Source organism: Gordonia hongkongensis (assembly GCF_023078355.1).
GTDB lineage: Bacteria > Actinomycetota > Actinomycetes > Mycobacteriales > Mycobacteriaceae > Gordonia > Gordonia hongkongensis.
Genome location: NZ_CP095552.1, coordinates 4534523 through 4556058, shown reverse-complemented (window position 1 = coordinate 4556058; position 21536 = coordinate 4534523). Strand labels below are relative to the sequence as shown.

Genomic DNA, 21536 nt, shown 5'->3' with positions numbered 1-21536 from the left:
TGCTCAGCGCGGGAGTCCGAGGACCCGGTCGCCGACGATGTTTCGCTGGATCTCGGACGTCCCGCCGCCGATGGATTGCGAGAACGCGTACAGATAGTTGCCCACCCAGCCGTTCTCGTCCCAGCGGGAGGTGCTGCGCAGGGCGTCGGTTCCGATGATGTCCAACGCCAGTTCCGCGACCTGCTTGGCCAGGTCGGCGTAGAACAGCTTCAGCATCGACCCCTTGGGGCCGGGCGTATCCGTCTGCATGCTGCGGCAGATGCCGGCGTAGGTCATGGCTCGCAGTGAGGTCACCGCGGCGCGCGCTCGCGCCAGTCGTCGTGCGATCTCGTCGTCGGCGATCGCCGGACGGCGTCCGTCGGGACCGACATGATCGCGGGCGAACTCGATGAGGTCTTCCACGACCTTGGCCAGACGGACCTGATTGGCCGTGAACGCTGTCCCGCGTTCGAACGAGAGCGTGGACATCGCGACGCTCCATCCGTCGTTCATCTCACCGACGACGTTCGAGAGCGGAATTCGTACGTTGTCGTAGAAGACCTCACAGAACTCGGCGCCGCCCTCGATCGTCTCGATGGGGCGGACCTCGATGCCCGGACTGGTCATGTCGCAGATGACCCAGGTGATGCCCTGGTGCTTGGAGCCGGTGTTGTCGGTTCGCACCAGAAGTTCCTGGTAGTCGGCAATCGTCGCGAAGCTTGTCCAGATCTTCTGTCCGTTCACGACGAGGTCATCCCCGTCGATCACCGCCCGGGCGCGGAGGGCGGCGAGATCCGAACCTGCTTCGGGTTCGGAGAAGCCCTGACACCAGATCGATTCACCACACAGAATCCGCCGGAGATGAGAACTCTTCTGCGCGTCGTTGGCGCGGGTGATGAGGGTGGGCCCCGCGTGCGACAGTCCGACGAAGTTGGCATCGATGCCCGGGAATCCCCGCGCGGCGTACTCCTCATACCAGATGAGCTGCTGCAACAGTGTCAGTCCGCCGCCGCCGTACTCCTTCGGCCAAGCGATACCGGCCCAGCCGCCCTCCCACTGGGTCCGCTGCCACGCAGTGTCGTATTCACGAATACCCTCGGCATCCCGGGGCCGGGGCTCGGAGGGTTTGTTCTCGTCGAGCCACGTACGCACCTCGTCTCGGAACTCCAACTGTTCGGTGCTGAAGTCCAAATCCATGTGGGGACCTTTCCTCGTCGTGCGAGACGGGACTCGCAGTGACACTATTGTCAGATCTTGGGAACGCAGAGTCAAGTGTCATGCGGAGTGGGGCGGTGCCGCGTACTGCTTGGCGAGGGCTTCACTGCCGCGGGCGAGGATCGTCACATCCGCGCCGACCAACACGAAAGACGCGCCGGCCGACATGTACCGACGTGCCACCTCCGGGTTGAAGGCGTTGACTCCGGCGGCCTTTCCTGCGGCCTTGATCTGCGATAAGGCTTCCTCGATCGTCGCCACGACCTCGGGGTGCTCGGGCTTGCCCAGGTAGCCGAGCGACGCGGCGAGATCGGCGGGCCCGATGAACACGGCGTCGACACCATCGACGGCGACGATCTCGTCCAGCTGGTCGAGTGCGCCGGCGGTCTCGACCTGCACGGTGAGCGACACTGCGGCGTCTGCGGTGATGAGATAGTCAGAAATGCGATTCCAGCGGGAGGCGCGGGCCAGTGCGCTTCCCACCCCGCGGATGCCCTCGGGCGGATAGCGGGTCGCGGCGACCAGGGCGCGGGCCTCGTCGGCGGTCTCGACCATCGGGACGATCAGATTGGTGGCCCCGATGTCGAGGAGTTGTTTGATCACGCTCGGGTCGCCGGTCGCCGGACGTACCAGCACCTCGACGGGGTAGGCGGCGACCGCCTGCAGTTGTGCAAGCGTGGAGCGGACGTCGTTCGGCACGTGCTCCAGGTCGAGCATCAGCCAGTCGAGTCCCGCGCCGGCGCAGATCTCCGCGCTGTAGGGATTCCCCGACGCGATCCACATCCCGATCCGGGGATGCTCGCCGTGCAACTGCCGGATCCAGGGGTTGCGTTCGCCGGTCATTCGGGAGCCTCCGGGGCGAAGTGGATGGACACCGTTCCGAGCGGTCCGTAGTCGGCCACGAACGTGTCGCCGGGTTCGGCGAAGACCGGCGCGGTGAACGACCCCGCGAGGATCACCTCGCCCGCGCTCAGTGCGACTCCGTGGGGGGCGAGACGATTGGCCAGCCACGCGACACCGTTTGCCGGATGGCCGAGCACCGATGCGGCGACCCCGGAGTCCTCGATCGAGCCGTTCCGTAGGAGAAGAGCCGAAACCCAGCGCAGGTCGACGTCCATGGGCGTCACCACGCGTCCGCCCAGGACGACCCCGGCATCTGCGGCGTTGTCGCTGATGGTGTCGACGATGGTCCGGCGGTGGCCGGACTCCGGGTCCGTCATCTGCACACGCGCGTCGAGGATCTCCAGCGCCGGGGTCACGTACTCCGCTGCCCGGAGAACGTCATAGAGGGTGATCCCGGGCCCGGAGAGGGATTCGCCGAGGATGAACGCCAGTTCGACTTCGATGCGCGGCCGGATGAATCGACGGGCCGGCACGATGCCACCGTCGTCGAAGAACATGTCGTCGAGCAATACGCCGTAGTCAGGTTCGGTGATGGACACCGCGCGCTGCATGACCTTGGACGTGAGGCCGATCTTGCGGCCGCGCGACACCGCGCCGTCGGCGACCTTCAGCCGGATCAGCTCGCGCTGCACCGCGTAGGAGTCCTCGATGGTCATCTCCGGATGCTCGAGGGAGATCTGCCGGATGGGGACCCGTGTCCTCTCCGCCTCGTAGAGGCGGCGTGCCAGGTCGGCGACGTCGGTGTCGCCCAGAGTCGTCGTCATCGGCGAAGGAACTCCACTGCGGTCGGGTTGAACGCGGCCGGGTCCTCGAAGTGCGGCCAGTGCCGGACCGCGGGCATCTCGAACACCTCGGCACGCGGGATCAGATCGGCGACGATGTGAGCAGTGCTCTGGTACTCGCCCTCGTCCTTGCCGGAGGCCACGACGAGCGTGGGCGCGGCGATCGTGGCCCATTTCTCCTCGGGGATGAGATTGCGGTCGCGCGTTTCGGCATCCTGCAGGATCAGCAGGTGATCGATCGTGGTGCGGGTGTCCTCGCGGCGGTAGATCGCCTGCCGCAGTGCGATCAGGTCGGGGAGTCGGTTGGCCTCATCGGCGATGAGGTGTGCGAACACCTTGTGGAGTGATTCCCAGCTGGGATTGTTGACGGCCTCGGTGCGCTCGGCGCGGATGCGTGCCATGTTCGACGCGGTCGCGATCAGGCCGGCGGGCGACATCAGGATGACCTTGTCGACGCGGTCGGGATGTTCGGTTGCGACCGCGGCCGACACCCACGCGCCCAGGGACATGCCGATGAAGTGCGCCGACGCCATGTTGAAGTGCGTCATCACCCCGAGGACCTGTTCGACATAGACCGCGATCTCGTAGTCGTAATCGGGCTTCTCGGAAAAGCCGTTGCCGACCATGTCGATCGCCACGCAGTGGAAATGTTCCGACAGCGGTCCGAGATTGGGCGCGAAGGTCTCCCAGTGGCCGCCGGTGCCGTGCAGCAGGATGGCGTGCGGTTTGTCCGGGGAACCGGCCTCGGCGTATCGGGTCCGTATCCCGCCGATGTCGACGAAACCCTGACGGAACTCCAGTTCGCGGAGGTAGGTCCAGATGCTCCGGTACTCGCCGGTGTCGGCCGCAGGGGTGGAAATCGTTGTCTCGGTCATGCTCGGGCCTCCATTGTGATCGGGTGAGGTTTCCACTATGTCCACATTAGATGGATGTGCCTGTGGTGTCTTGAACTGGGCCGACATGGAACTCAGAGCGGTTTGGTCTTCGATCCATGGGATTGTTTCTGACACCGGTATACGATATGACTATGAGGCGGGATGACCGCAAGGGCAAGTGGGTTCTGTCGAGTTGGCAGCAACTCTTCGAGAATTCAGCGGAGCAAGGTTGGGCGAGACGGGTCGTCGATGACTATGACCACACATGAACGTGCAGAATCCGGTGGCGACGAGCGCCGCGTGCGGCGTCGCGAACTCGCATCCCTGATCAACGAGTTCGCGGCGGTACGCCTGTCGCTGGATTCGACCGGCAACGGAGACCGGTTGCTCGTCGAAGACCTCGAGAGCGACGACCACATCTTCTTGTCGCCCTTGGAGCTCGTGAGCCTGTGTCTGGCGACGCCCGACGATCGCGAGGATTGGCTGCGCGTCGGAAATTACCGGGACGAGCGTCGTGACCGTTCACTGGGGCCACGGCCGGAACGGTCGTCGTGAGCGCGTCGATCGTGGGCCTGGGGATGACCCCGATGTCTTTGCGCCCGGGGGACAGTCCGCTCGAGCTGGCGTGTCAGGCGAGCCGGAATGCGTTGGCAGACGCGGGGATCGAGATCACCGACATCGACGGATTGCTCGTCGGTTCGTCGCAGGGTGTACGCCCGGACCGACTCGGGGTCGGATTCGCGTCCTCGGGTGGTTTCTCCGGCCTCCGCCTGCTCGAGCATGTGGAGATCAAGGGGGCCACCACGATCGCGATGATCCAGCGTGCCCAGTTCGCTGTGGAGAGCGGCAGCGCGCGAGTGGTGATGTGCGTCTTCGCCGACGCGCCGCTCGTCGCCGGAAAGGCCGCCGGCTCGACCTATGCACACAGCGGCGGCCACTCCGGTTCTCGGGGACTGGAGCGCGCCGGCGGCGTCCTCGGGTCCGTTCCGACCTACGCCCTTCTCACACAGCGGTGGTTGCACGTCAACGCGGGTACACCGGAAGATCTCTGTGCGGTGGCGACCACAGCGCGTGCGTGGGCGGTGGACAACCCGGATGCGGTGGTCCGCGCCCCCCTCGATGCCCAGGGTTACTTCGACAGCCCGATGATCTCCGAGCCGCTGCGGCGCCTCGATTGCGCACGCCCGGTCAATGGCGCGGTCGCGGTCATCGTCAGCGCAGACCCGGCGGTCGGACACGCTGTGCGGGTGAACATCCGCGGAACCGGGCGCGACCATCCGATCCGGCATCGGCGGGCCGGGGCCGAGTCTTGGTTCGGCGGGGGCAGGCGCTGTGTCGACGATGCACTGAACGCCGCCGGCATGACGCGCGACGATGTGGACACCGTCCAGCTCTACGATCCGTTCTCGGTCGTCACGTTGATTCTGCTGGAAGAGTACGCGCTCACCCGTGGAGCCCCGGCGGGACAGTTCGTCCGCGAAGGCCACACCGGGCGCGGAGGGAACCTGCCGACGAACACCGGCGGAGGGCAGTTGTCCGGGTTCTATCTCCAGGGGATGACCCCGCTGGCCGAGGCACTCGTTCAGCTCCGCGGCGACGGCGACGCGCGCCAGGTACCCGATGCGACAACAGCACTCGTCGGCGGGATCGGTGGTCGACTGGATCACCACGCCGCGCTGGTCCTGGAACGTGCAGCATGACCGTCGTCGATGACTGGCTGCTCGATGACAGCCTTGCGCCGGCGGTGGCGGGTGACCCGTTGGAACCCCTCTACGCCGGGGCCGCGCGCGGCGTCCTGGTGCTCCCGTTCTGTGCTCGGTGCGCGATCCCACTCGATCTCGAACAACACGTCTGCGACCGTTGCGGATCCGGCCGGATCGACTGGGCCGAAACAGTTCCGACCGGGGTCGTGCACTCGTCGACCACCATGCACCGCCTCGAACCGGGATTGGTTGCAACGACCGGTCCCTATCCGATCGTCGACATCGAACTCACGGGCGGACATCGCCTCATCATGACAACGGTCGACTGGCAGGCCGATTCGCCGCAGATCGGTGACGTGGTCGACATCGGCTTCAGAAACTTGGCCGGAGTAGCGATCCCGGCCGCGCAGCCCAGGAACACCACCGATACGGAGGCCCCAGATGACAACCGCTGAGTCGAAACACGGCACGGCTGACGACTTCGACGTGTCGAAGATCGTCCAGGACGATCGCGTACACGGTTCTGTCTACACGTCACCGGAGATCTTCCAGCGCGAGATGGACACCATCTTCCGGACCGGATGGGTCTATGTTGCCCATGACAGTGAGGTCAGTGAGCCCGGTGACTACCTGACCCGCCGGATCGGCAGCGAGCCGGTCGTCGTCGCGCACGGCAAGGACGGAGAGATCCGGGTGCTGCTCAACCGGTGCTCGCACCGGGCGAACAAGCTGTGCAATGCCGAGAAGGGCAACGCCAACGCCTTTCGGTGCCCCTACCACGGCTGGACCTTCAGCAACACGGGTTCGCTGACCGCGGTTCCGATGAAAGAGGGCTACGGCGAGGCATTCCGCGCGGTCCGGTCCGAGCTCGGGATGGCCGAAGCGCCCAGGGTGGACAGTTACGGCGGGTTCATCTTCGCTTCCCTGGCTGCCGACGGTCCATCGCTCACCGAACATCTCGGGGGTGCCGTCGCCGCCTTCGATCGCCTGCTCAACCTGTCGCCGACCGGGACGATCGACCTGCGCGCCAACTGGATGAAGCATCTGCACCACGCCAACTGGAAGATGGTGGTGGAGAACAACGTCGATGGCTATCACGCATTGTTCACCCACGCATCGGTCTATGACGCTATTCGACCCGCGAAGGTCTCGCACATCCCATCCAAGACCGACGTCGTGGTCCGCGACATCGGTGACGGACATTCCGAGATCGACTACTCGGCGGAGTATCGAAAGCTGGACGAGGAGTTCATCTGGTACGGCCGGATACCCCGGACCAAATTACCGAAGTACGTTGCTGCGCTGGAGAAGAAGTACGGCGAGGAGAAGGCGCACGATTCGTTGGTGGTCGGACCGCCGCACACCCTGATCTGGCCCAACCTGTTCCTCGCCGAGATGAACGTCATGTACGTCGAGCCGATCGGCCCCGACGAGACGATCGCGTACACCACCGCGGCGCTGATCCCGGGACAGGATGAACTCAATCTGCGTACACTCCGCCGGTCCGAGGGCGCCATGGGCCCAGCCGGATTCCTGATCGCCGACGACGGCGAGATCGGAATGCGCAATCAAGCGGGACTGGCGGCCAGGGATCCGGAATGGCTGCGGTTGTCACGTGGCCTGGAAACCGATGTGACCGACGAGACCGGCATCGTCAACAGCGACAAGAGCGCCGAGACACCTCAGCGCGGTTTCTACCGTCAGTGGGCAGATGTCGTGGGACAGGAGATCAACCGATGAGCACACTCGACGAGACCGACGTACTGTCTTCGGCACTGCAGCCGCTGCCGGCGCCGTCCCCGGAGATCGCGAGTTTCCTGTCCCTCGAGGCCAGGCTGGCCGACGAGGCACGCTACTCGGAGTGGGAATTGCTGTGGGACGACGACGCGCTGTACTGGGTGCCGATGCACCCCGACGACGACCCGGCAACCAACCTGGCGTACATCTATGACAACCGTCGCCGGATCAAAAGCCGAGTAGCACAGTTGAACACCGGCAATCGACACTCGCAGACCCCGCCGTCGGTGATGCGGCGTCTGCTGACCAATTCCGAGGTCCTCGACACCACCGACGACACGGTCACGGTGGGATCGAATTTCGCCCTGTTCGAATATCGTCACACCCAGCGTGTGTGGGCTGGGAGGGTCATCCACAAGGTCCGCCGGCACCCCGATGGACTCAAGCTCGCGGGCAAGACTGTCCACTTGATCAGTGCCGGGGGACCAGTCGACACTCTCGCCTTCCTGATCTGACGCCGTCGGATCTCCATTTCCCCATCCCAGTCTCGCGGAGGCTCAGTCCTTCGCGCCGAAGTACCTGTGAGGCAACGTGCTTGTAGGTGACATCTCGAAGAACAACGCGCGCCGATACCCGAACAAGCCCGCGATCGTCGAATCAGGGCGGACCCATACCTGGGCCGAGGTGGACGAGCGGGCCCGCCGGCTGGCCAATCACATGTTGGCCGCCGGGCTCCGCAAGGGCGATCGGGTGATCGTCATCGCGCGCAACTGTATCGAGTGGCCGGAGATCACCTTCGCGTTCGCGAAGGCGGGCCTGGTCACCGTCCCGGTGAACATCCGGCTCGCACCGGACGAACTGGCGCACGTGCGTGACGATTCCGGTGCCACCGCGGCGGTGGTCCACACCGATCAGGTCGACCGCTTCGGTTCCGAGTTGAGCGACCTGGCGGTGGTCCTCGAGATCGGTGGCGACACGGTGGGGAACGAGTACGAGGCGGCGCTGGGGGCGGCCGCCGCCCACGATCCGACACCGAAGTCGTTGCGCCCGGACGACATCCAGTTCATCTTGTACACGAGCGGCACCACCGGCCGGTCGAAGGGCGTCATCAACACGCATCGTGGCATGCTCGCGCAGGCCGTCGACACCACACTGGTGACCGAGGCCAACCGCAGCGACATCTTCCTGGCGACGACACCCTTCTTCACCGCCGGCGGGATGGTGCGCACCCTGACGTGGACGTATCTGGGGCAGACCATGATCATCCACAAGCGATTCGATCCCGAGGCGGTCATCGACGAGATCGAGCGCAGTGGCGTCACGTTCACCACGTTCATCCCCACCATGCTGCAGCGCACTCTGCGAATACTGGAAGAGGGTGCGGCCCGCGACATGTCGAGCCTGCGCCGCATCAGCTACGGCTCGGCACCGGTGCCGCCCGGGCTCGCGAAAAGGGCGATGGATCTGCTCGGATGTGACCTGCAGCAGCGCTACGGCCTGACCGAATGCGGCGGCCAGGCGACGATCCTCACCCCCCAGGACCATCGCGACATGGTGGCGGGCAAGACGAGCATCCTGACGTCGTGCGGCCAGGAGACCCCGATGTGCTCGATCCGGATCGTCGACGCGGACGGCAATGAGCTACCGACCGGTGAGGTCGGCGAGATCGTGATCGTGAGCGAGGCCAATGCCGTCGGCTATTGGAATCGCTCGGATCAGACCAGGCAGACGTTCCGCCGCACCGGGTTGTGGTCGGGCGACCTCGGGTACCTCGACGCCGAGCGTTACCTGCACGTCACCGGCCGCAAGACCGACATGATCATCTCGGGCGGATTCAACGTCTACCCGGCCGAGATCGAACGGGTGATCGGTCACCACCCGGCGGTGGACATGGTCGCCGTGGTGGGAGTCTCCGATCCGGAGTGGGGCGAGACGCCGGTTGCGGTCGTGGTTCCGAAGGGGACGATCGACGAGGATGCCCTCAGGACCGAACTGACCGCGCTGTGCCGCGCCGAACTGGCGGGTTACAAACAGCCGCGACGTTTCGAGTTCTGGTCCGAACTCCCCCTCGGGCCCGCAGGCAAGATCCTCAAGCGCGAGGTCGCCGGTTCCCTGGTGGCGTCGCAGGATACGGTCTCGACGTCGCAGGGGCCGGTGTGACCACTCCGCAGCGCACACCGGTCGTCGGTGTCGCGGGGGCTGCCAACTACTGGGATCTCCTGATCGAACGTGCTCGCCTGAGTCCGAACCGTGAGTTCGCAACTGACGAGCACGGCCGCCGGGTCACCTTCTCAGCCCTCGTGGACCTCGCCGAGTCCACCGCGGCCGCGCTCCACGAGCAGGGTGTCCAGGCAGGCGACGTGGTGTCGTGGCAACTGCCGACCAGCATCGAGGCGATGGCGCTGTCGTTGGCCCTGGCGCGGATCGGCGCGGTGCAGAATCCCATCATCCCGATGTTGCGGGAGAGTGAGGTCGCATTCATCACCGAGCAGGTCGGCGCCTCACTTCTCATCGTGCCCGACAACTTCCGCGGGTTCGATCACGCCGCGATGGCGTCCGCGATCGCCGGTCGAAACGAGCGGCTTCGGATCCTGGTCGTGACAGACGAATGGATCAGCGGGGACGCCACGCAACTGCCGACCCGAACAGACCGTGACGATGACGCGGTGAGCTGGATCTTCTACACGTCCGGAACGACCGCCGCGCCCAAGGGAGTCAAGCACTCGGACTCCGGATTGATCTCCGCGGCAAAGACATTCGTCACGAATGTCCAGGTCACGGCCGATGAGCGTTGTGCGGCGTACATCCCGATCACCCATGTCGGCGGCATCGCCCACGTCCTGAGCAGTCTGTTGGTCGGGCACACTCTCATCACGGCGTCGGCATTCGTCCCCGAGCACAATGCGGATCAGTTGATAGCCGAGCGCGCGACGCTCATCGGTTCGGGCCTGCCCTTCACCACGGAGTATCTGCGCATCGCGCACGAACGCGGTACCGCGCCGCTGTTCCCGAACGCGCGGGCAACTCTGGGAGGCGGCTCGGGCCGGCCGGTCGACCTCAGCCGGGCCGCGGCGGAACATCTGGGGGGCGTCGGCATCATCTCCGGCTACGGGATGACCGAATGCCCGTACCTCACCTGGGGGAGCCCCGACGACACCGCCGACGAACACGCGCGTTTCGAGGGCACGCCGGGCTCGGGCGGCCGGGTACGGATCGTCGGGCCGGACGGATCGGGGTTGCCGACCGGTGAGGTCGGGGAGATACGAGTACTCGGGCCACAACTCTTCAAGGGTTATGTGGATTCGGCGCTGGACGCGTCCGCGCTCGACGAGCAGGGGTACTTCCGCACGGGGGATCTCGGATTCCTGAACGCGGCGGGCCGTCTCGCGGTGACGGGACGGATCAAAGACATCATCATCCGCAAGATGGAGAACATCTCCGCACGCGAGGTCGAGGAGGCCCTGATCGACCATCCTGCGATCGCCGACCTCTCGGTGATCGGTATGCCCGATGAGGAAACGGGCGAGCGTGTGTGTGCCGTCGTGGTCCCGTCCGACTCGAGCGCACCACCCGACCTCGGATCGCTGCACGAGTACCTGGCGACGACCACCCTGAACAAACGCAGATACCCGGAACAGATCGAAGTGATCGCTCAGATCCCACGCAATTCCCTCGGCAAGATCAACAAGTCGCAGCTACGTGAGGAACTCCTCGCGTCCCCGGTGCAGAACGGTGTCCACCATGACGTCTGAGAACAGCTATAGCACCGTGGAATTCGAGATCGACGACCATGTCGCGACGATCACGCTCAATCGTCCGGACCGGCTCAACTGCTTCAACGAGGTGATGACCGGCGAGATCGCCGAGATCTGGGGGCGTGTCCGCGATGACGACGACATCCATGTCGCGGTGCTACAGGCAAACGGCGACCGGGCCTTCTGTACCGGCGTCGACGTCGGCGAAGGCCCGTGGTGGACTCATGTCAACCGGTTCAACCAGGAGGATCCCGGCGTGCTGCTGGGGCCCAAGCACCACCGGGTGTGGAAGCCGGTGGTCTGCGCCCTGCACGGGATGGTTGCCGGTGGAGCGATGTATCTCGTCAATCAGTCCGACATCGTCATCTGCAGCGAGGACACCAACTTCTTCGATCCCCATGCCAATGCCGGGATCGTGTCCGCGCTGGAGCCGATGGGCATGCTGTCCCGCGGTGTTCCGCTGGGCGACGTCTTGCGCTGGGCCCTGGTCGGAAGCGACGAGCGGATCACCGCCCAGACCGCGCTGCGGACCGGACTCGTCAGTGAGATCACCACACGCGACTCCCTCCGCGAACGCGCGCAACAGCTGGCATCCGAAATTGCCGGCCGGCGACCGGAAGCCATCCAGGGAACGGTTCGGGCGATCTGGGAGTCCCTTGACATGACCCCGACCACCGCGCTTCGCACCGGCCTGTCGTACACGCAGATCGGCAACCCGGGATCGGGACGCAGCGACTCACGGAAGAACAGGCGTGAGCCCCGATTCCGCTGACACCCGACAGGTTCGTTTAGGAGTGCAAGTGACCACTGACCAACTCACCGAACAGATCGCGACCGTTCCATTGCTCATCGGAGGCGAGGAGGTCACGGCCGAGTCCGGCAAGACTTACGAGAGCATCGACCCGTTCACCGGCCGGCCCTGGATTCGGGTGCCCGACGCCGGAGCCGTCGACATCGACCGTGCGGTGCAGGCCGCTCGTGATGCGCTGTCGGGCCCGTGGGGCGAGCTGACCGCCACAGCTCGTGGCAAGCTGCTCTGGCGACTCGCCGAGCTCATCACCCGCGACGCCGACGAACTGGCCGAGCTGGAGGTGCGCGACGGCGGTAAGCTCCTGCGCGAGATGTCCGGGCAGATGCGCGGACTCCCCGAGTACTTCTACTACTACGCGGGTATGGCGGACAAGCTCGAAGGCAGCGTCATCCCCACCGACAAGCCGAACTTCCTCGTGTACACCACCCATGAGCCGGTCGGTGTGGTCGGGGCGATCACGCCGTGGAACTCCCCGCTGCTGTTGCTGGCGTGGAAGCTGGCGGCGGGACTGGCCGCGGGGTGCACGTTCGTGATCAAGCCCAGCGACCACACCCCCGCGTCCACGCTGGCGTTCGCGAAGCTGTTCGCGGAAGCCGGTTTCCCGCCCGGCGTCGTCAACGTCGTCACCGGTTGGGGTCCCGAGACCGGGGCCGCGCTGGCTTCCCATCCCGGTGTGGACAAGATAGCGTTCACCGGTTCCACCGGTACCGGGATCCGCGTCGGTCAGGCCGCCGTGGCGAACATGACCCGGTTCACCCTGGAGCTCGGTGGGAAGTCGGCTCAGGTCGTGTTTCCCGACGCGGATCTCGACGCCGCGTCCAACGGGGTGATCTCGGGCATCTTCGCCGCGACCGGACAGACCTGCCTGGCCGGGTCGCGGTTGCTGGTGCACGAGAGCGTCGCCGACGACCTGATCGCAAAGGTCGTCGCACGCGCCTCGACCATCATCCTGGGCGACCCGAAGGATCCCCGGACCGAGATGGGCCCGGTCTCCAACGAGCCGCAGTACCAAAAAGTGCTGTCGCACTTCGCTGCTGCACGCGAAGAGGGCGCCACCATCGCCTACGGCGGGGTGCCGGCCGGGGAACTGGGTGGCTATTTCGTGAAGCCGACGGTCCTGACCGGCGTCACCGCGGACATGCGAGCCGTCTCCGAGGAGATCTTCGGACCGGTCCTGACGGTGTCGACATTCGCCGACGAGGCCGAGGCGATCGCGTCGGCCAACTCCACGGAATTCGGTCTGGCCGGCTCGGTCTGGACCAAAGACGTGCACCGCGCCCATCGGGTGGCGGCCAAACTGCGAGCGGGCACGATCTGGATCAACGCGTATCGCACGGTCGCTCCGCACGTACCGTTCGGCGGAGTCGGCGCGAGCGGTATCGGCCGTGAGAACGGTATCGACGCCGTCGCGGACTTCACCGAGACCAAGGCCGTCTGGGTAGAACTCAGCGGCGCCACTCGCGACCCCTTCACGCTCGGCTGAGGCCGCGCACACCGAACGAAAGATTCAGCCATGTCAACAATCGAAGCCGTCATCGTCGCCGGAGCACGCACGCCCGTCGGCACGTCGTTCAAAGGGACCCTGCGTGACACCACGGCGATGGAACTCGCCGAGGTGGTTGTCGCAGAGGTCCAGAAACGATCAGGCCTGGCCCCCACGCAGATCGACGACATCATCCTCGCCGAATCGAACTACGGCGGAGGTGATGTCGCGCGGCACGCGGCAGTGGTCACCGGAATGACCCGGGTCCCCGGGCAGGCCGTCAACCGGCACTGCGCGGGAAGCCTGACCGCGGTGGGAAACGCCGCAGCACAGGTCATCTCCGGTGCAGAGCGGGCGATCATCGCAGGGGGCACCCAGTCCATCTCCACCAGTCCGATGCAGTCCTTCCGGACCCCCGGCACCGTGGACGAGTTCACCCAGAAATGGATGCCGCCGACCCACCCGGACAGCGCCGAGGCGCCGAACATGGACATGTCGATCACGGTCGGCTGGAACACCGCCGCCGAACTCGACCTGACCCGTGAGGAGATGGATGCGTGGGCGTTGCGGTCGCATGAGCGTGCCATCGCGGCGATCGATTCGGGCGCTTTCGTCGACGAGATCGTTCCGGTGTCGGCACGGCAGCAGGACGGGACGTTCGTCGAGTTCGCCACGGACGAGCATCCCCGTCGTGACACCACCGCAGAGCGGCTGGCCGGTCTCAAACCACTTCACCCCGAGATCGAGGGCTTCTCCATCACCGCGGGGAACTCGAGCGGGATCAACGACGCCGCAGCCGCTGTCCTGGTGGTCGGCTCCGACCTCGCGGCCGACGAGGGCCTGGAGGTGCTGGCCTCGGTGAAGGCCTGGGCGGCAACGGGTATCGATCCGGCCCACACCGGTCTCGCCGTGCTCGACGTCATCCCGAAGGTCTTGGACCGCGCCGGAATCGGCGTGGCGGACGTCGCGCTGTGGGAGATCAACGAGGCATTCGCGGCCGTCCCCGTCGCGGCGTGCAAGAAGCTCGGTATCAGCGCCGACATCGTCAACGTTCTGGGCAGCGGGTGTTCCATCGGTCATCCGGTGGCGGCGTCGGGTGCGCGGATGATTCTCTCGCTCATCAACGAACTGCGCCGTCGCGGAGGCGGTTACGGCGTCGCCGCGATGTGCGCGGGTGGTGGTCAGGCCGGTGCGGTCGTCATCGACGTCCCGGCGCCGGCGAACAGGTAGTCCTTCCCCGAATCGAACAAAGGAAAGTCATGACCGTAGACACCGATGCTGCGAACAAAGTTCTCAGCGGACTCCGGCCGTTCCCAGTCGCCATCACCACCATCGATGGGGGCTTCGCCAACGGCCTGATGTCGCTGTCAGCCGGCGCCGCCAGTATCATCCCGGATGCTCCGCGGGCGACCGTGAGTCTGACCAAGTACAACATGACGCATGACATGCTGCTGAGTTCCGGCGTTTTTGCGATGCATATGCTCAGCGCCGGTGACGACGAAGTCGATGCTTCGATAGAGATCCTGATGACCCTGGGCGGAAGCTCGGGTCGGGACGGCGACAAGATCGGCAAACTCCGGACCAAAGAAGGTGTCACGGGCGCACCGATCCTCCTCGATGCCCACAGCTACGTCGAATGCCGGGTGATCGGCTCGCTCGACGTGCAGGAGAGCACCATCTTCGTCGGCGACGTGGTCGCCTCCGAGGTGTTCAGCGAGGCGCAGCGGATCAAGATCGGTGAGGCGTGGGGCAAGCTTCCTGCAGAATGGATTGAGCAGTACGACGCCAACCACGTGCCTCAACTGCAAAGCGCCAAGGACCACCGTTTCGGTCAGAAGGTCTGAGGCCATCCGTGACTGTGGAAATCGAAACCGAGACCGGGGCCGGAGGTCCGCCGCTCGGATCCTGGGAACTGCCCGACGAGTTGCGGATGCTTCGTGAGACGGTTCGCCGGTTCATGCAGCGCGAGGTTCATCCTCTCGAGGCAACGCTTCCCCATGACACCGCCGGGCTTTCGCGAGATCAGCTGATCCCGCTGCAGGACAAAGCTCGTCGTCTGGGGCTGTGGGCTCTGCAGACTCCAGAGATGTATGGCGGCGCCGGCCTCAGCGTGCTCGGTCAGGTGGTGGTGGCCGAGGAGGCGTCCAAATGCCGTATGGGAGCGTTCTTCCCAGCGCTCGGCGCCTTCGGCGGCAATCCTCCCAATATCATGTTCAAGGCGTCGCCCGAGCAGTTCCAGAGATTCGCACAGCCGATCCTCGACGGCCGGATGACCAAGGCCTACACCGCCATCAGCGAGGCGTCAGGTGGGTCCGACCCGGCCCGCGCGATCACCCTTCGAGCGGTCCGCGACGGTGATGAGTACGTTCTCGACGGCAGCAAGATGTGGACCTCCCATGCCGAGGGGGCGGACTGGGGAGTGGTGTACGCACGGACCGGCGAAGGCCGTGCCGGGATCTCGTGTTTCATCGTGGAGAGGGGCACCCCTGGGCTGACGTTCAACCGGATAGGGGTGATGGCGTCGTTCGCGCCTTACGAACTCCACTTCGACAACGTGCGGGTGCCCGCGGCGAATCGCATCGGTGCCGAGGGTGGTGGGTTCGCACTCGCCAGCGACTTCCTCGTCTACAGCCGAATCCTGTACGCCGCCGGCCCGATCGGAATCGCGCAGGAAGCACTGAACTCGGCGTGTCGGTGGGCCAAGGGCCGAGAGGTCTTCGGTGGCAGGTTGTCCGACAAGCAGGGAGTCGCCTGGATGCTCGTCGACGCCGAGGTGGAACTGCGTGCTGCCCGGTTGCTGATGTATCAGGCGGCGTGGAATGCCGATCTGGGCCGAGACGTCAAGGTCGACGCCTCCATCGCCAAGATGTACGGCACGGAGGCGGCCTACAAGGTCATCGACACCTGCATCCAGGTTCATGGTGCGCTCGGGCTCTCCGATGAGTTGCCACTCGAGCGGTGGTTTCGTGACCTGCGAGTGAAGCGTCTCGGGGAAGGCGCCACCGAGGTCCAGCGCTTGGTGGTCGCACGGGAACTCTTCAGATGAAGGTGTGACATGGCGGAGGGTGTGAGATGGCGTTGAAGTTCAACCTGATGTTCCCCATGCGGGCGGTAAAACACTATCGCGAGTGGATCGGAGACGGCAGCCTCGGAGAGGTGGCCAAGTGCTGCGAGGAGGCCGGATTCGACGGCTTCTCGATGAGCGAGCACCCCTACCCCGACCGTGAGTGGCTGGCTCGAGGTGGTCATCACGCGTTCGACCCGTTCGTGTCGTTGGCGGTGGCCGCCGAGGCGACCAGCCGTATCCGTCTGCTCACCTACGCGATGGTCGTCGGATATCGCAGCCCGTATCTCGGCGCCAAAGCCGTTGCCAGTCTGGACCTTTTATCGGGCGGGCGGGTCACACTGGGACTCGGTGCCGGTTACCTCGAGACCGAGTTCGACGCGCTCCGGGCCGACTTCAGCGGCCGGGGCAAGCTCTTCGACGAGGCCATCGATGCCATGCGGGCGACCTGGCGTGGTGAGGAGCACGAGGGTCCGGCGTACGGCGCGGCGGGACACATCGCCCTGCCACTACCACAAACCGACGGTGGTCCGCCGATCTGGATCGGGGGAAACAGCCGCGCCGCTCGGCGACGGGTGATCGACAAGGCCGACGGCTGGATGCCGATCGCACAGCAGGCGTCGACGGCCGCGATCACGAGGACGCCACCCTGGAGGACATCGGGGCCCTTCGCACGCAGATCGGCGAACTGAACAGGTTCCGAGCATCAGCAGGAAAACCCGACGTCGATGTCTCGTTCGTGCCTTTCGAGAAAGAAGTGCTGCGCAGGGACGGAGCCGCAGCTTTCGTAGCCGCCGTCGGGCCCGAACTGGCCGCGTACGAAGATGCCGGCGTCACGTGGATCACCATCGAACCGACCAGCCGCAGTTTCACCGATTTCCAGACCGACCTCAGCGTGCTGAGCGAAGGGCTCGTGCAGCGGCACGCGTTCCCGGCGTAAGGAGTCCGAATCATGACCCACGTACAGGCCCACGACATCGACGCATTCGTGGGCATGATCGAAGCCTTTCGAGACCTACAGGCGACTTTGTGTCTGGTGGCCCCACCGCACGAGGCGGCAGCGGAGATGACCGCGGCGATCGAGGATCTGACCGATCGGCTCCGGCACTTCGAGGTGGCCGAAGGGCAGCGCACGGCCAGAGAACTGGGCATGCAGGGCCTCGGGCACCCGATCCTCGTGCCCTATGAGTCGACCGACACCTCCGACGACTCCATGCTCGGTTCGGTGACGTTCGGTTTCGCCCACATGGGCAGCACCGACACGGTCCACGGCGGAGTGATCACCCTCCTGTTCGACGATGTCCTGGGAATGTTCGTGAGTCGCAAGGGACAGCCGGACTCGCGTACCGCGTTCCTCAAAGTCGATTATCGCAGCGCCACCCCCGTCTGCCGTGAACTCCGGGTGACCGCGACCATCGACAGCATCGAGGGGCGCAAGACCTTCGTGCGCGGCGCGCTGCTCGACGGGGACGTAGTGTGCGCCGAGGCACGAGCACTGTTCGTCCGGTTGCCATCCGGTCGGTCGTGACCGGTGCCGGCGAAGTCGAGCGAGGAGATAACTGATGACATTGGAGAATTCCGGTGCCCTGGTCACCGGAGCGGGGTCCGGTCTGGGACGCGCGATCGCACTTCGCCTCGCGAAAGACGGTGCGAACGTGGTGGTCTCGGACATCAGTGACGAAGGTGGTGCCACGACCGTGGACAGCATCCGCGCGGCCGGGGGGAAGGCGACGTTCATCCAGGCGGATGTCTCCGATGCCGACAGCGTCGAGGCGTTGATCTCGCGATCCGTCGAATACCTCGGGGGACTCGATCTCGCGGTGAACAATGCGGGGATAGCGCACACTCCCGGTGATCTGCACGAGTTGTCGATCGCCGAGTGGGATTCGGTGATGGGCGTCGACCTCCGAGGCACGTTCCTGTGCATGCGTGGCGAACTCGCTCACATGGTCGGCGCCGGGCACGGCAAGATCGTCAACATGGCATCGAACGCGGGCGCCAAGAATGCTCCTGGTATGGCTGCCTACACCGCCGCCAAGCACGGCGTCGTCGGACTCACCAAGAACGCCGCGCTGCAGTACGCGCGTCGGAACATCCAGGTGAACGCGGTCGGTCCCGGCACGATCCTGACCGAAGGGATCATCGCCTTCGGCGCCGACCAGCAGGAGAAGTGGGCCGATCTCATTCCGGTGGGTCGCATGGGCAAGCCCGAAGAGGTTGCGGCGGCGGTCGCCTATCTCTTGTCGGACGAGGCGGGGTTCGTCACCGGACACACCCTGCTGATCGACGGCGGACTGATGTGGGATTGACGTGCCCACGAGGAGGCCGCTCGGCGGGCGCGGGATCAGGCGCTCGTGAAGCCGTTGCGTACCAGAGCGAACGCCTCCGCCAGTAGTCGGTCCGGTCGGGCCTCATCAGATTCGGCCCACACGGTCAGCGGTCCAGCCGGCACCGAAGAGGCTCTGGGTCAACAGCTTGGGTGAACAGGTCGTCCTCACCGCGGTCTGAGAGAAACTCGACCGTCGAATCGTGCCCGTCAAGGCCGACGTGCGCAACCGCGCTCAACTGAAGTCGGCGCTCGACGAGGGACTGGCTTCGCTCGGCCATCTCGACATCGTGGTCGCCAACGCCGGAATACTGCCGATGGCCATGGGTGACCCGCACGCGTCAGATTTCGTCGATGCCGTCGACGTCGACCTCGTCGGTGTGATGAACACTGTCGCGGTGTCGATGCCGCACCTGGGCTCGTATGCATCGGTCGTGATCACCGGATCGACGGCGGCGATGTTGCCGAACACGACGGACAATCCGGCGATGGGGCCCGGCTCGGCCGGGTACGGGTGGTCCAAGAAGACCCTGGTCGGTTATTCCGAGCAGCTCGCACTGCACTTGGCCTCGGAGTTCATCCGCGTGAACGTCATCCATCCGACCAACGTCGACACTCATCTGTTGCACAACGATGGTCTGTATTCGGTGTTCCGCCCGGATCTGGAACATCCGACGCGCGAAGAGGTCGAGCCCGCCTTCGCGACGTTCCAGGCAATGCCCATCCCGTATGTGGACACCGTGGACATCTCCAATGCCGTGCTCTTCTTCGCGTCCGACGAATCCCGTTATGTCACAGGCCAGCAACTGCGTGGCGATGCCGGGTCGCTCCTGAAGTTCCCGGGGGCCCCACCAGCATGTAGTCCTTGTCGGGCAACGGGACAGAGAGTCCGACAACCAGGTCGTGTGACCGACGGTACTGCACGACAGCCCACGCGGGCGCTGACCCGAGAGTCGTCAGCGCCCGTCGTGTGCTGTCTGCGAACGGCCGTGCTCGAGGACTGATGCCGTCGACTGGGCGACGGCGGCCACCTCGGCGGTCCAGGCCCGGTTGGTCTCGGCCTCCCGGGTGAGGGCCTCGACGATCCCGTCGTCGGACAGCCCGTCGTAGAGCGACCAGATCTGTTGCAGTGTGGCCGAATCGGCTGCGGTGAAGGCTTCGGCGACGGCCAGTCCGCGGTCGTGCAATGCGGTCGGCTCGACCACCTGGTTCACCAGTCCCCAGGCCAGGGCGGTGGCGGAATCGAGATACTGCCCGGTGGCACTGAGGTGCCGGGCTCGCCGAACTCCGACGGCTTCGGCAAGACGGCCGGTCAACCCACCGCCGGGGACGATCCCGATGCGAGAGTGGGTGTCGGCGAACCGCGCGGTGGTCGACGCGATGAGAAAGTCGCATGCGAGCGCGAGTTCGAATCCACCCGTGACCGCCGGCCCGTCTACGAGGCCGATGACCGGCGTGGCGCACACGGCGACGCGGTCGATGCAGTTCTCGGTCTTCTCGCTCCCGGAGAAACCCCTGGCGGACAGCTCTTTGAGATCCATGCCGGCGCAGAACGAACCGCCCGCGCCGGTGAGCAGGATGACCGCCACGCCGGGGTCGTCGTCCGCGTCGGCAACAGCGGCCATGAGTTCCCGGTTGAGGTCCTGCGACAGGGCGTTACGTGCTTCGGGACGATTCAGTGTGACGGTGCACGTGGAACCGGAATGTTCGACGAGGACCAGGTCGAGGGCAGCCATGTTTCTCCTGACTCTAGGGCAGTAGGATCGTATCGTGTTCGTGTGCAACAAAATCCATGGTTGTGCGAATCTCGGCTGCGGCTGGCACGATGGTGCTTGATCGATGCGGGCGACGACGGATCGCACCAGATGAAGGGGGTGCCATGGCTACCGACAAGGTCTCGCACGACCGGGTGACACTTCCCGGCGGAGGACTCGAGTTGGCCGCCGACCGGTGGGCCGGTGGTGATTCCCGCGGCGTCGTCGTGCTGTTGCACGGCGGCGGGCAGACTCGGCATTCCTGGCGTACGGCCGGCGAACGACTTGCGATTCTGGGATGGACGACCTACGCCGTGGATCTCCGGGGTCACGGCGACAGCGATTGGGCGCCCGACGGCAATTATGGTCTGTCGGGGCACCTCGATGACCTGATGTCCCTGACATCCGAGATTCGTCGCCGCGAACCCGGACAACCGTTGTCGCTGGTGGGAGCGTCTCTGGGGGGCATTGTCTCGCTGATCGCAGCCGGTGAGAACAGGGGACTCGCGCAGGCGCTGGTCCTGGTCGACGTGGCCGCGAAGATCGAGGAGTCCGGTAGTGCGCGGGTCCGTGACTTCATGCGGAGTGCGCCCGACGGCTTCGACAGCCTGGAGCAGGCATCGGAGGCGATCGCCGCGTACAACCCGCGGCGCCGCCGGTCCGGCAGTCTCGAGGGCCTGAAGAAGAACCTGAGGCTACGAGGGGAGCGGTGGCATTGGCACTGGGACCCTCGCAGTCTCGATGTCGAAGACTCTGCCGACAGTCCCGAGCACCCGAACAGCCAAGTTGTCTATGAGCGTTCGCGAGCCGCCGCCCGAGACGTCACCTGCCCGTTCCTGCTCGTCCGGGGACGGATGTCGGACGTCGTCTCCGACGCGGGAGTCGCAGAGATGCGGGTTCTGATCCCGCATCTCGAGGTGGTCGACGTCCGCGAGGCGGGCCACATGGTCGCAGGAGACGACAATGACGTCTTCTCTGCCGGCCTGGCGGACTTCCTCGACCGTTCGGCTGTCGACGTACGCCCTTGATCCAGGCCGACGGCCTCTACGTTGCTCGCCGAGGGTCGCTTCAAACGACGGTGAGTCTCGATTCTGACATGCTGAATTCCTGATGCAAGCGTTTTGGCGCTCTATTACGGCTCATCAGTGC

20 protein-coding genes and 2 pseudogenes are annotated in these 21536 nt (G+C 65.4%); 17 read left to right on the top strand and 5 right to left on the bottom strand.

The annotated features are described in order from the left end of the window. Positions 1-3: 3 nt before the first annotated feature. From MVF96_RS20545 to MVF96_RS20530, 4 genes are all read right to left on the bottom strand, one after another. On the bottom strand, positions 4-1176 hold the full coding sequence (locus MVF96_RS20545) for an acyl-CoA dehydrogenase family protein (RefSeq protein WP_247450255.1): 1173 nt from the start codon (positions 1174-1176) through the stop codon (positions 4-6). Positions 1177-1254: 78 nt separating this feature from the next. Next, positions 1255-2037 carry an aldolase/citrate lyase family protein gene (locus MVF96_RS20540; protein WP_065632544.1) on the bottom strand — a complete coding sequence of 261 codons (783 nt, stop codon included), beginning with the start codon at positions 2035-2037 and terminating at the stop codon, positions 1255-1257. Next, a complete protein-coding gene (gene hpaH, locus MVF96_RS20535) occupies positions 2034-2861 on the bottom strand; it encodes a 2-oxo-hept-4-ene-1,7-dioate hydratase (protein ID WP_065632545.1) in 828 nt (275 codons plus the stop codon). The genes MVF96_RS20540 and hpaH overlap by 4 nt, the downstream gene beginning before the upstream one ends. Beyond that, positions 2858-3754 (bottom strand): alpha/beta fold hydrolase, encoded by an 897-nt coding sequence (locus MVF96_RS20530; RefSeq protein WP_065632546.1) that lies wholly within the window; start codon positions 3752-3754, stop codon positions 2858-2860. Before MVF96_RS20530 ends, hpaH begins: the two co-directional genes overlap by 4 nt. A gap of 249 nt (positions 3755-4003) precedes the next feature. On the opposite strand from MVF96_RS20530, the gene MVF96_RS20525 reads away from it, so the two are divergent. The 16 genes and pseudogenes from MVF96_RS20525 to MVF96_RS20450 form a co-directional block, all read left to right on the top strand. Then, positions 4004-4309 carry a hypothetical protein gene (locus tag MVF96_RS20525; RefSeq protein ID WP_396266473.1) on the top strand — a complete coding sequence of 102 codons (306 nt, stop codon included), beginning with the start codon at positions 4004-4006 and terminating at the stop codon, positions 4307-4309. A 23-nt stretch (positions 4310-4332) separates the two neighbouring features. Continuing rightward, positions 4333-5454, top strand: a complete 1122-nt coding sequence (locus MVF96_RS20520; RefSeq protein WP_065632611.1) for a thiolase family protein — start codon at positions 4333-4335, stop codon at positions 5452-5454. Further along, on the top strand, positions 5451-5912 hold the full coding sequence (locus MVF96_RS20515; RefSeq protein WP_065632548.1) for a Zn-ribbon domain-containing OB-fold protein: 462 nt from the start codon (positions 5451-5453) through the stop codon (positions 5910-5912). The genes MVF96_RS20520 and MVF96_RS20515 overlap by 4 nt, the downstream gene beginning before the upstream one ends. Beyond that, positions 5899-7197, top strand: a complete 1299-nt coding sequence (locus MVF96_RS20510; protein ID WP_065632549.1) for an aromatic ring-hydroxylating oxygenase subunit alpha — start codon at positions 5899-5901, stop codon at positions 7195-7197. The genes MVF96_RS20515 and MVF96_RS20510 overlap by 14 nt, the downstream gene beginning before the upstream one ends. Continuing rightward, a complete protein-coding gene (locus MVF96_RS20505) occupies positions 7194-7709 on the top strand; it encodes an aromatic-ring-hydroxylating dioxygenase subunit beta (RefSeq protein WP_065632550.1) in 516 nt (171 codons plus the stop codon). The genes MVF96_RS20510 and MVF96_RS20505 overlap by 4 nt, the downstream gene beginning before the upstream one ends. 76 nt (positions 7710-7785) lie before the next feature. After that, complete coding sequence (locus MVF96_RS20500; protein WP_065632551.1) at positions 7786-9354, top strand: class I adenylate-forming enzyme family protein; 1569 nt, start codon at positions 7786-7788, stop codon at positions 9352-9354. Next, the gene (locus tag MVF96_RS20495) at positions 9351-10946 is read left to right on the top strand and encodes a class I adenylate-forming enzyme family protein (protein ID WP_065632552.1); all 1596 of its coding nucleotides are present in this window, start codon (positions 9351-9353) and stop codon (positions 10944-10946) included. The genes MVF96_RS20500 and MVF96_RS20495 overlap by 4 nt, the downstream gene beginning before the upstream one ends. After that, positions 10936-11721 carry an enoyl-CoA hydratase/isomerase family protein gene (locus MVF96_RS20490; protein WP_065632553.1) on the top strand — a complete coding sequence of 262 codons (786 nt, stop codon included), beginning with the start codon at positions 10936-10938 and terminating at the stop codon, positions 11719-11721. The genes MVF96_RS20495 and MVF96_RS20490 overlap by 11 nt, the downstream gene beginning before the upstream one ends. Before the next feature lie 55 nt (positions 11722-11776). After that, positions 11777-13243 carry an aldehyde dehydrogenase gene (locus MVF96_RS20485; protein ID WP_175401201.1) on the top strand — a complete coding sequence of 489 codons (1467 nt, stop codon included), beginning with the start codon at positions 11777-11779 and terminating at the stop codon, positions 13241-13243. 30 nt (positions 13244-13273) lie between these two features. Beyond that, positions 13274-14473 (top strand): thiolase family protein, encoded by a 1200-nt coding sequence (locus MVF96_RS20480; RefSeq protein WP_065632555.1) that lies wholly within the window; start codon positions 13274-13276, stop codon positions 14471-14473. A gap of 29 nt (positions 14474-14502) precedes the next feature. Next, positions 14503-15087 carry a flavin reductase family protein gene (locus tag MVF96_RS20475; protein WP_065632556.1) on the top strand — a complete coding sequence of 195 codons (585 nt, stop codon included), beginning with the start codon at positions 14503-14505 and terminating at the stop codon, positions 15085-15087. An 86-nt stretch (positions 15088-15173) separates the two neighbouring features. Continuing rightward, the gene (locus tag MVF96_RS20470) at positions 15174-16289 is read left to right on the top strand and encodes an acyl-CoA dehydrogenase family protein (RefSeq protein ID WP_065632612.1); all 1116 of its coding nucleotides are present in this window, start codon (positions 15174-15176) and stop codon (positions 16287-16289) included. A gap of 26 nt (positions 16290-16315) precedes the next feature. Next, a pseudogene (locus MVF96_RS20465) lies at positions 16316-17247 on the top strand (LLM class F420-dependent oxidoreductase). Between the two features lie 12 nt (positions 17248-17259). Next, positions 17260-17835, top strand: a complete 576-nt coding sequence (locus tag MVF96_RS20460) for a PaaI family thioesterase (protein ID WP_065632558.1) — start codon at positions 17260-17262, stop codon at positions 17833-17835. Positions 17836-17869: 34 nt separating this feature from the next. Then, on the top strand, positions 17870-18616 hold the full coding sequence (locus MVF96_RS20455; protein ID WP_065632559.1) for an SDR family NAD(P)-dependent oxidoreductase: 747 nt from the start codon (positions 17870-17872) through the stop codon (positions 18614-18616). 199 nt (positions 18617-18815) lie between these two features. Further along, positions 18816-19484, top strand: a pseudogene (locus tag MVF96_RS20450) (SDR family oxidoreductase); the annotation flags it as partial. 105 nt (positions 19485-19589) lie between these two features. On the opposite strand, the gene MVF96_RS20445 reads toward MVF96_RS20450, so the two are convergent. After that, positions 19590-20369, bottom strand: a complete 780-nt coding sequence (locus MVF96_RS20445) for an enoyl-CoA hydratase (protein ID WP_065632560.1) — start codon at positions 20367-20369, stop codon at positions 19590-19592. A gap of 143 nt (positions 20370-20512) precedes the next feature. Between MVF96_RS20445 and MVF96_RS20440 the strand changes: the two genes are divergently transcribed. Next, positions 20513-21415, top strand: coding sequence for an alpha/beta fold hydrolase (locus MVF96_RS20440; RefSeq protein ID WP_065632561.1), 903 nt, complete (start codon positions 20513-20515; stop codon positions 21413-21415). Positions 21416-21536: the final 121 nt, after the last annotated feature.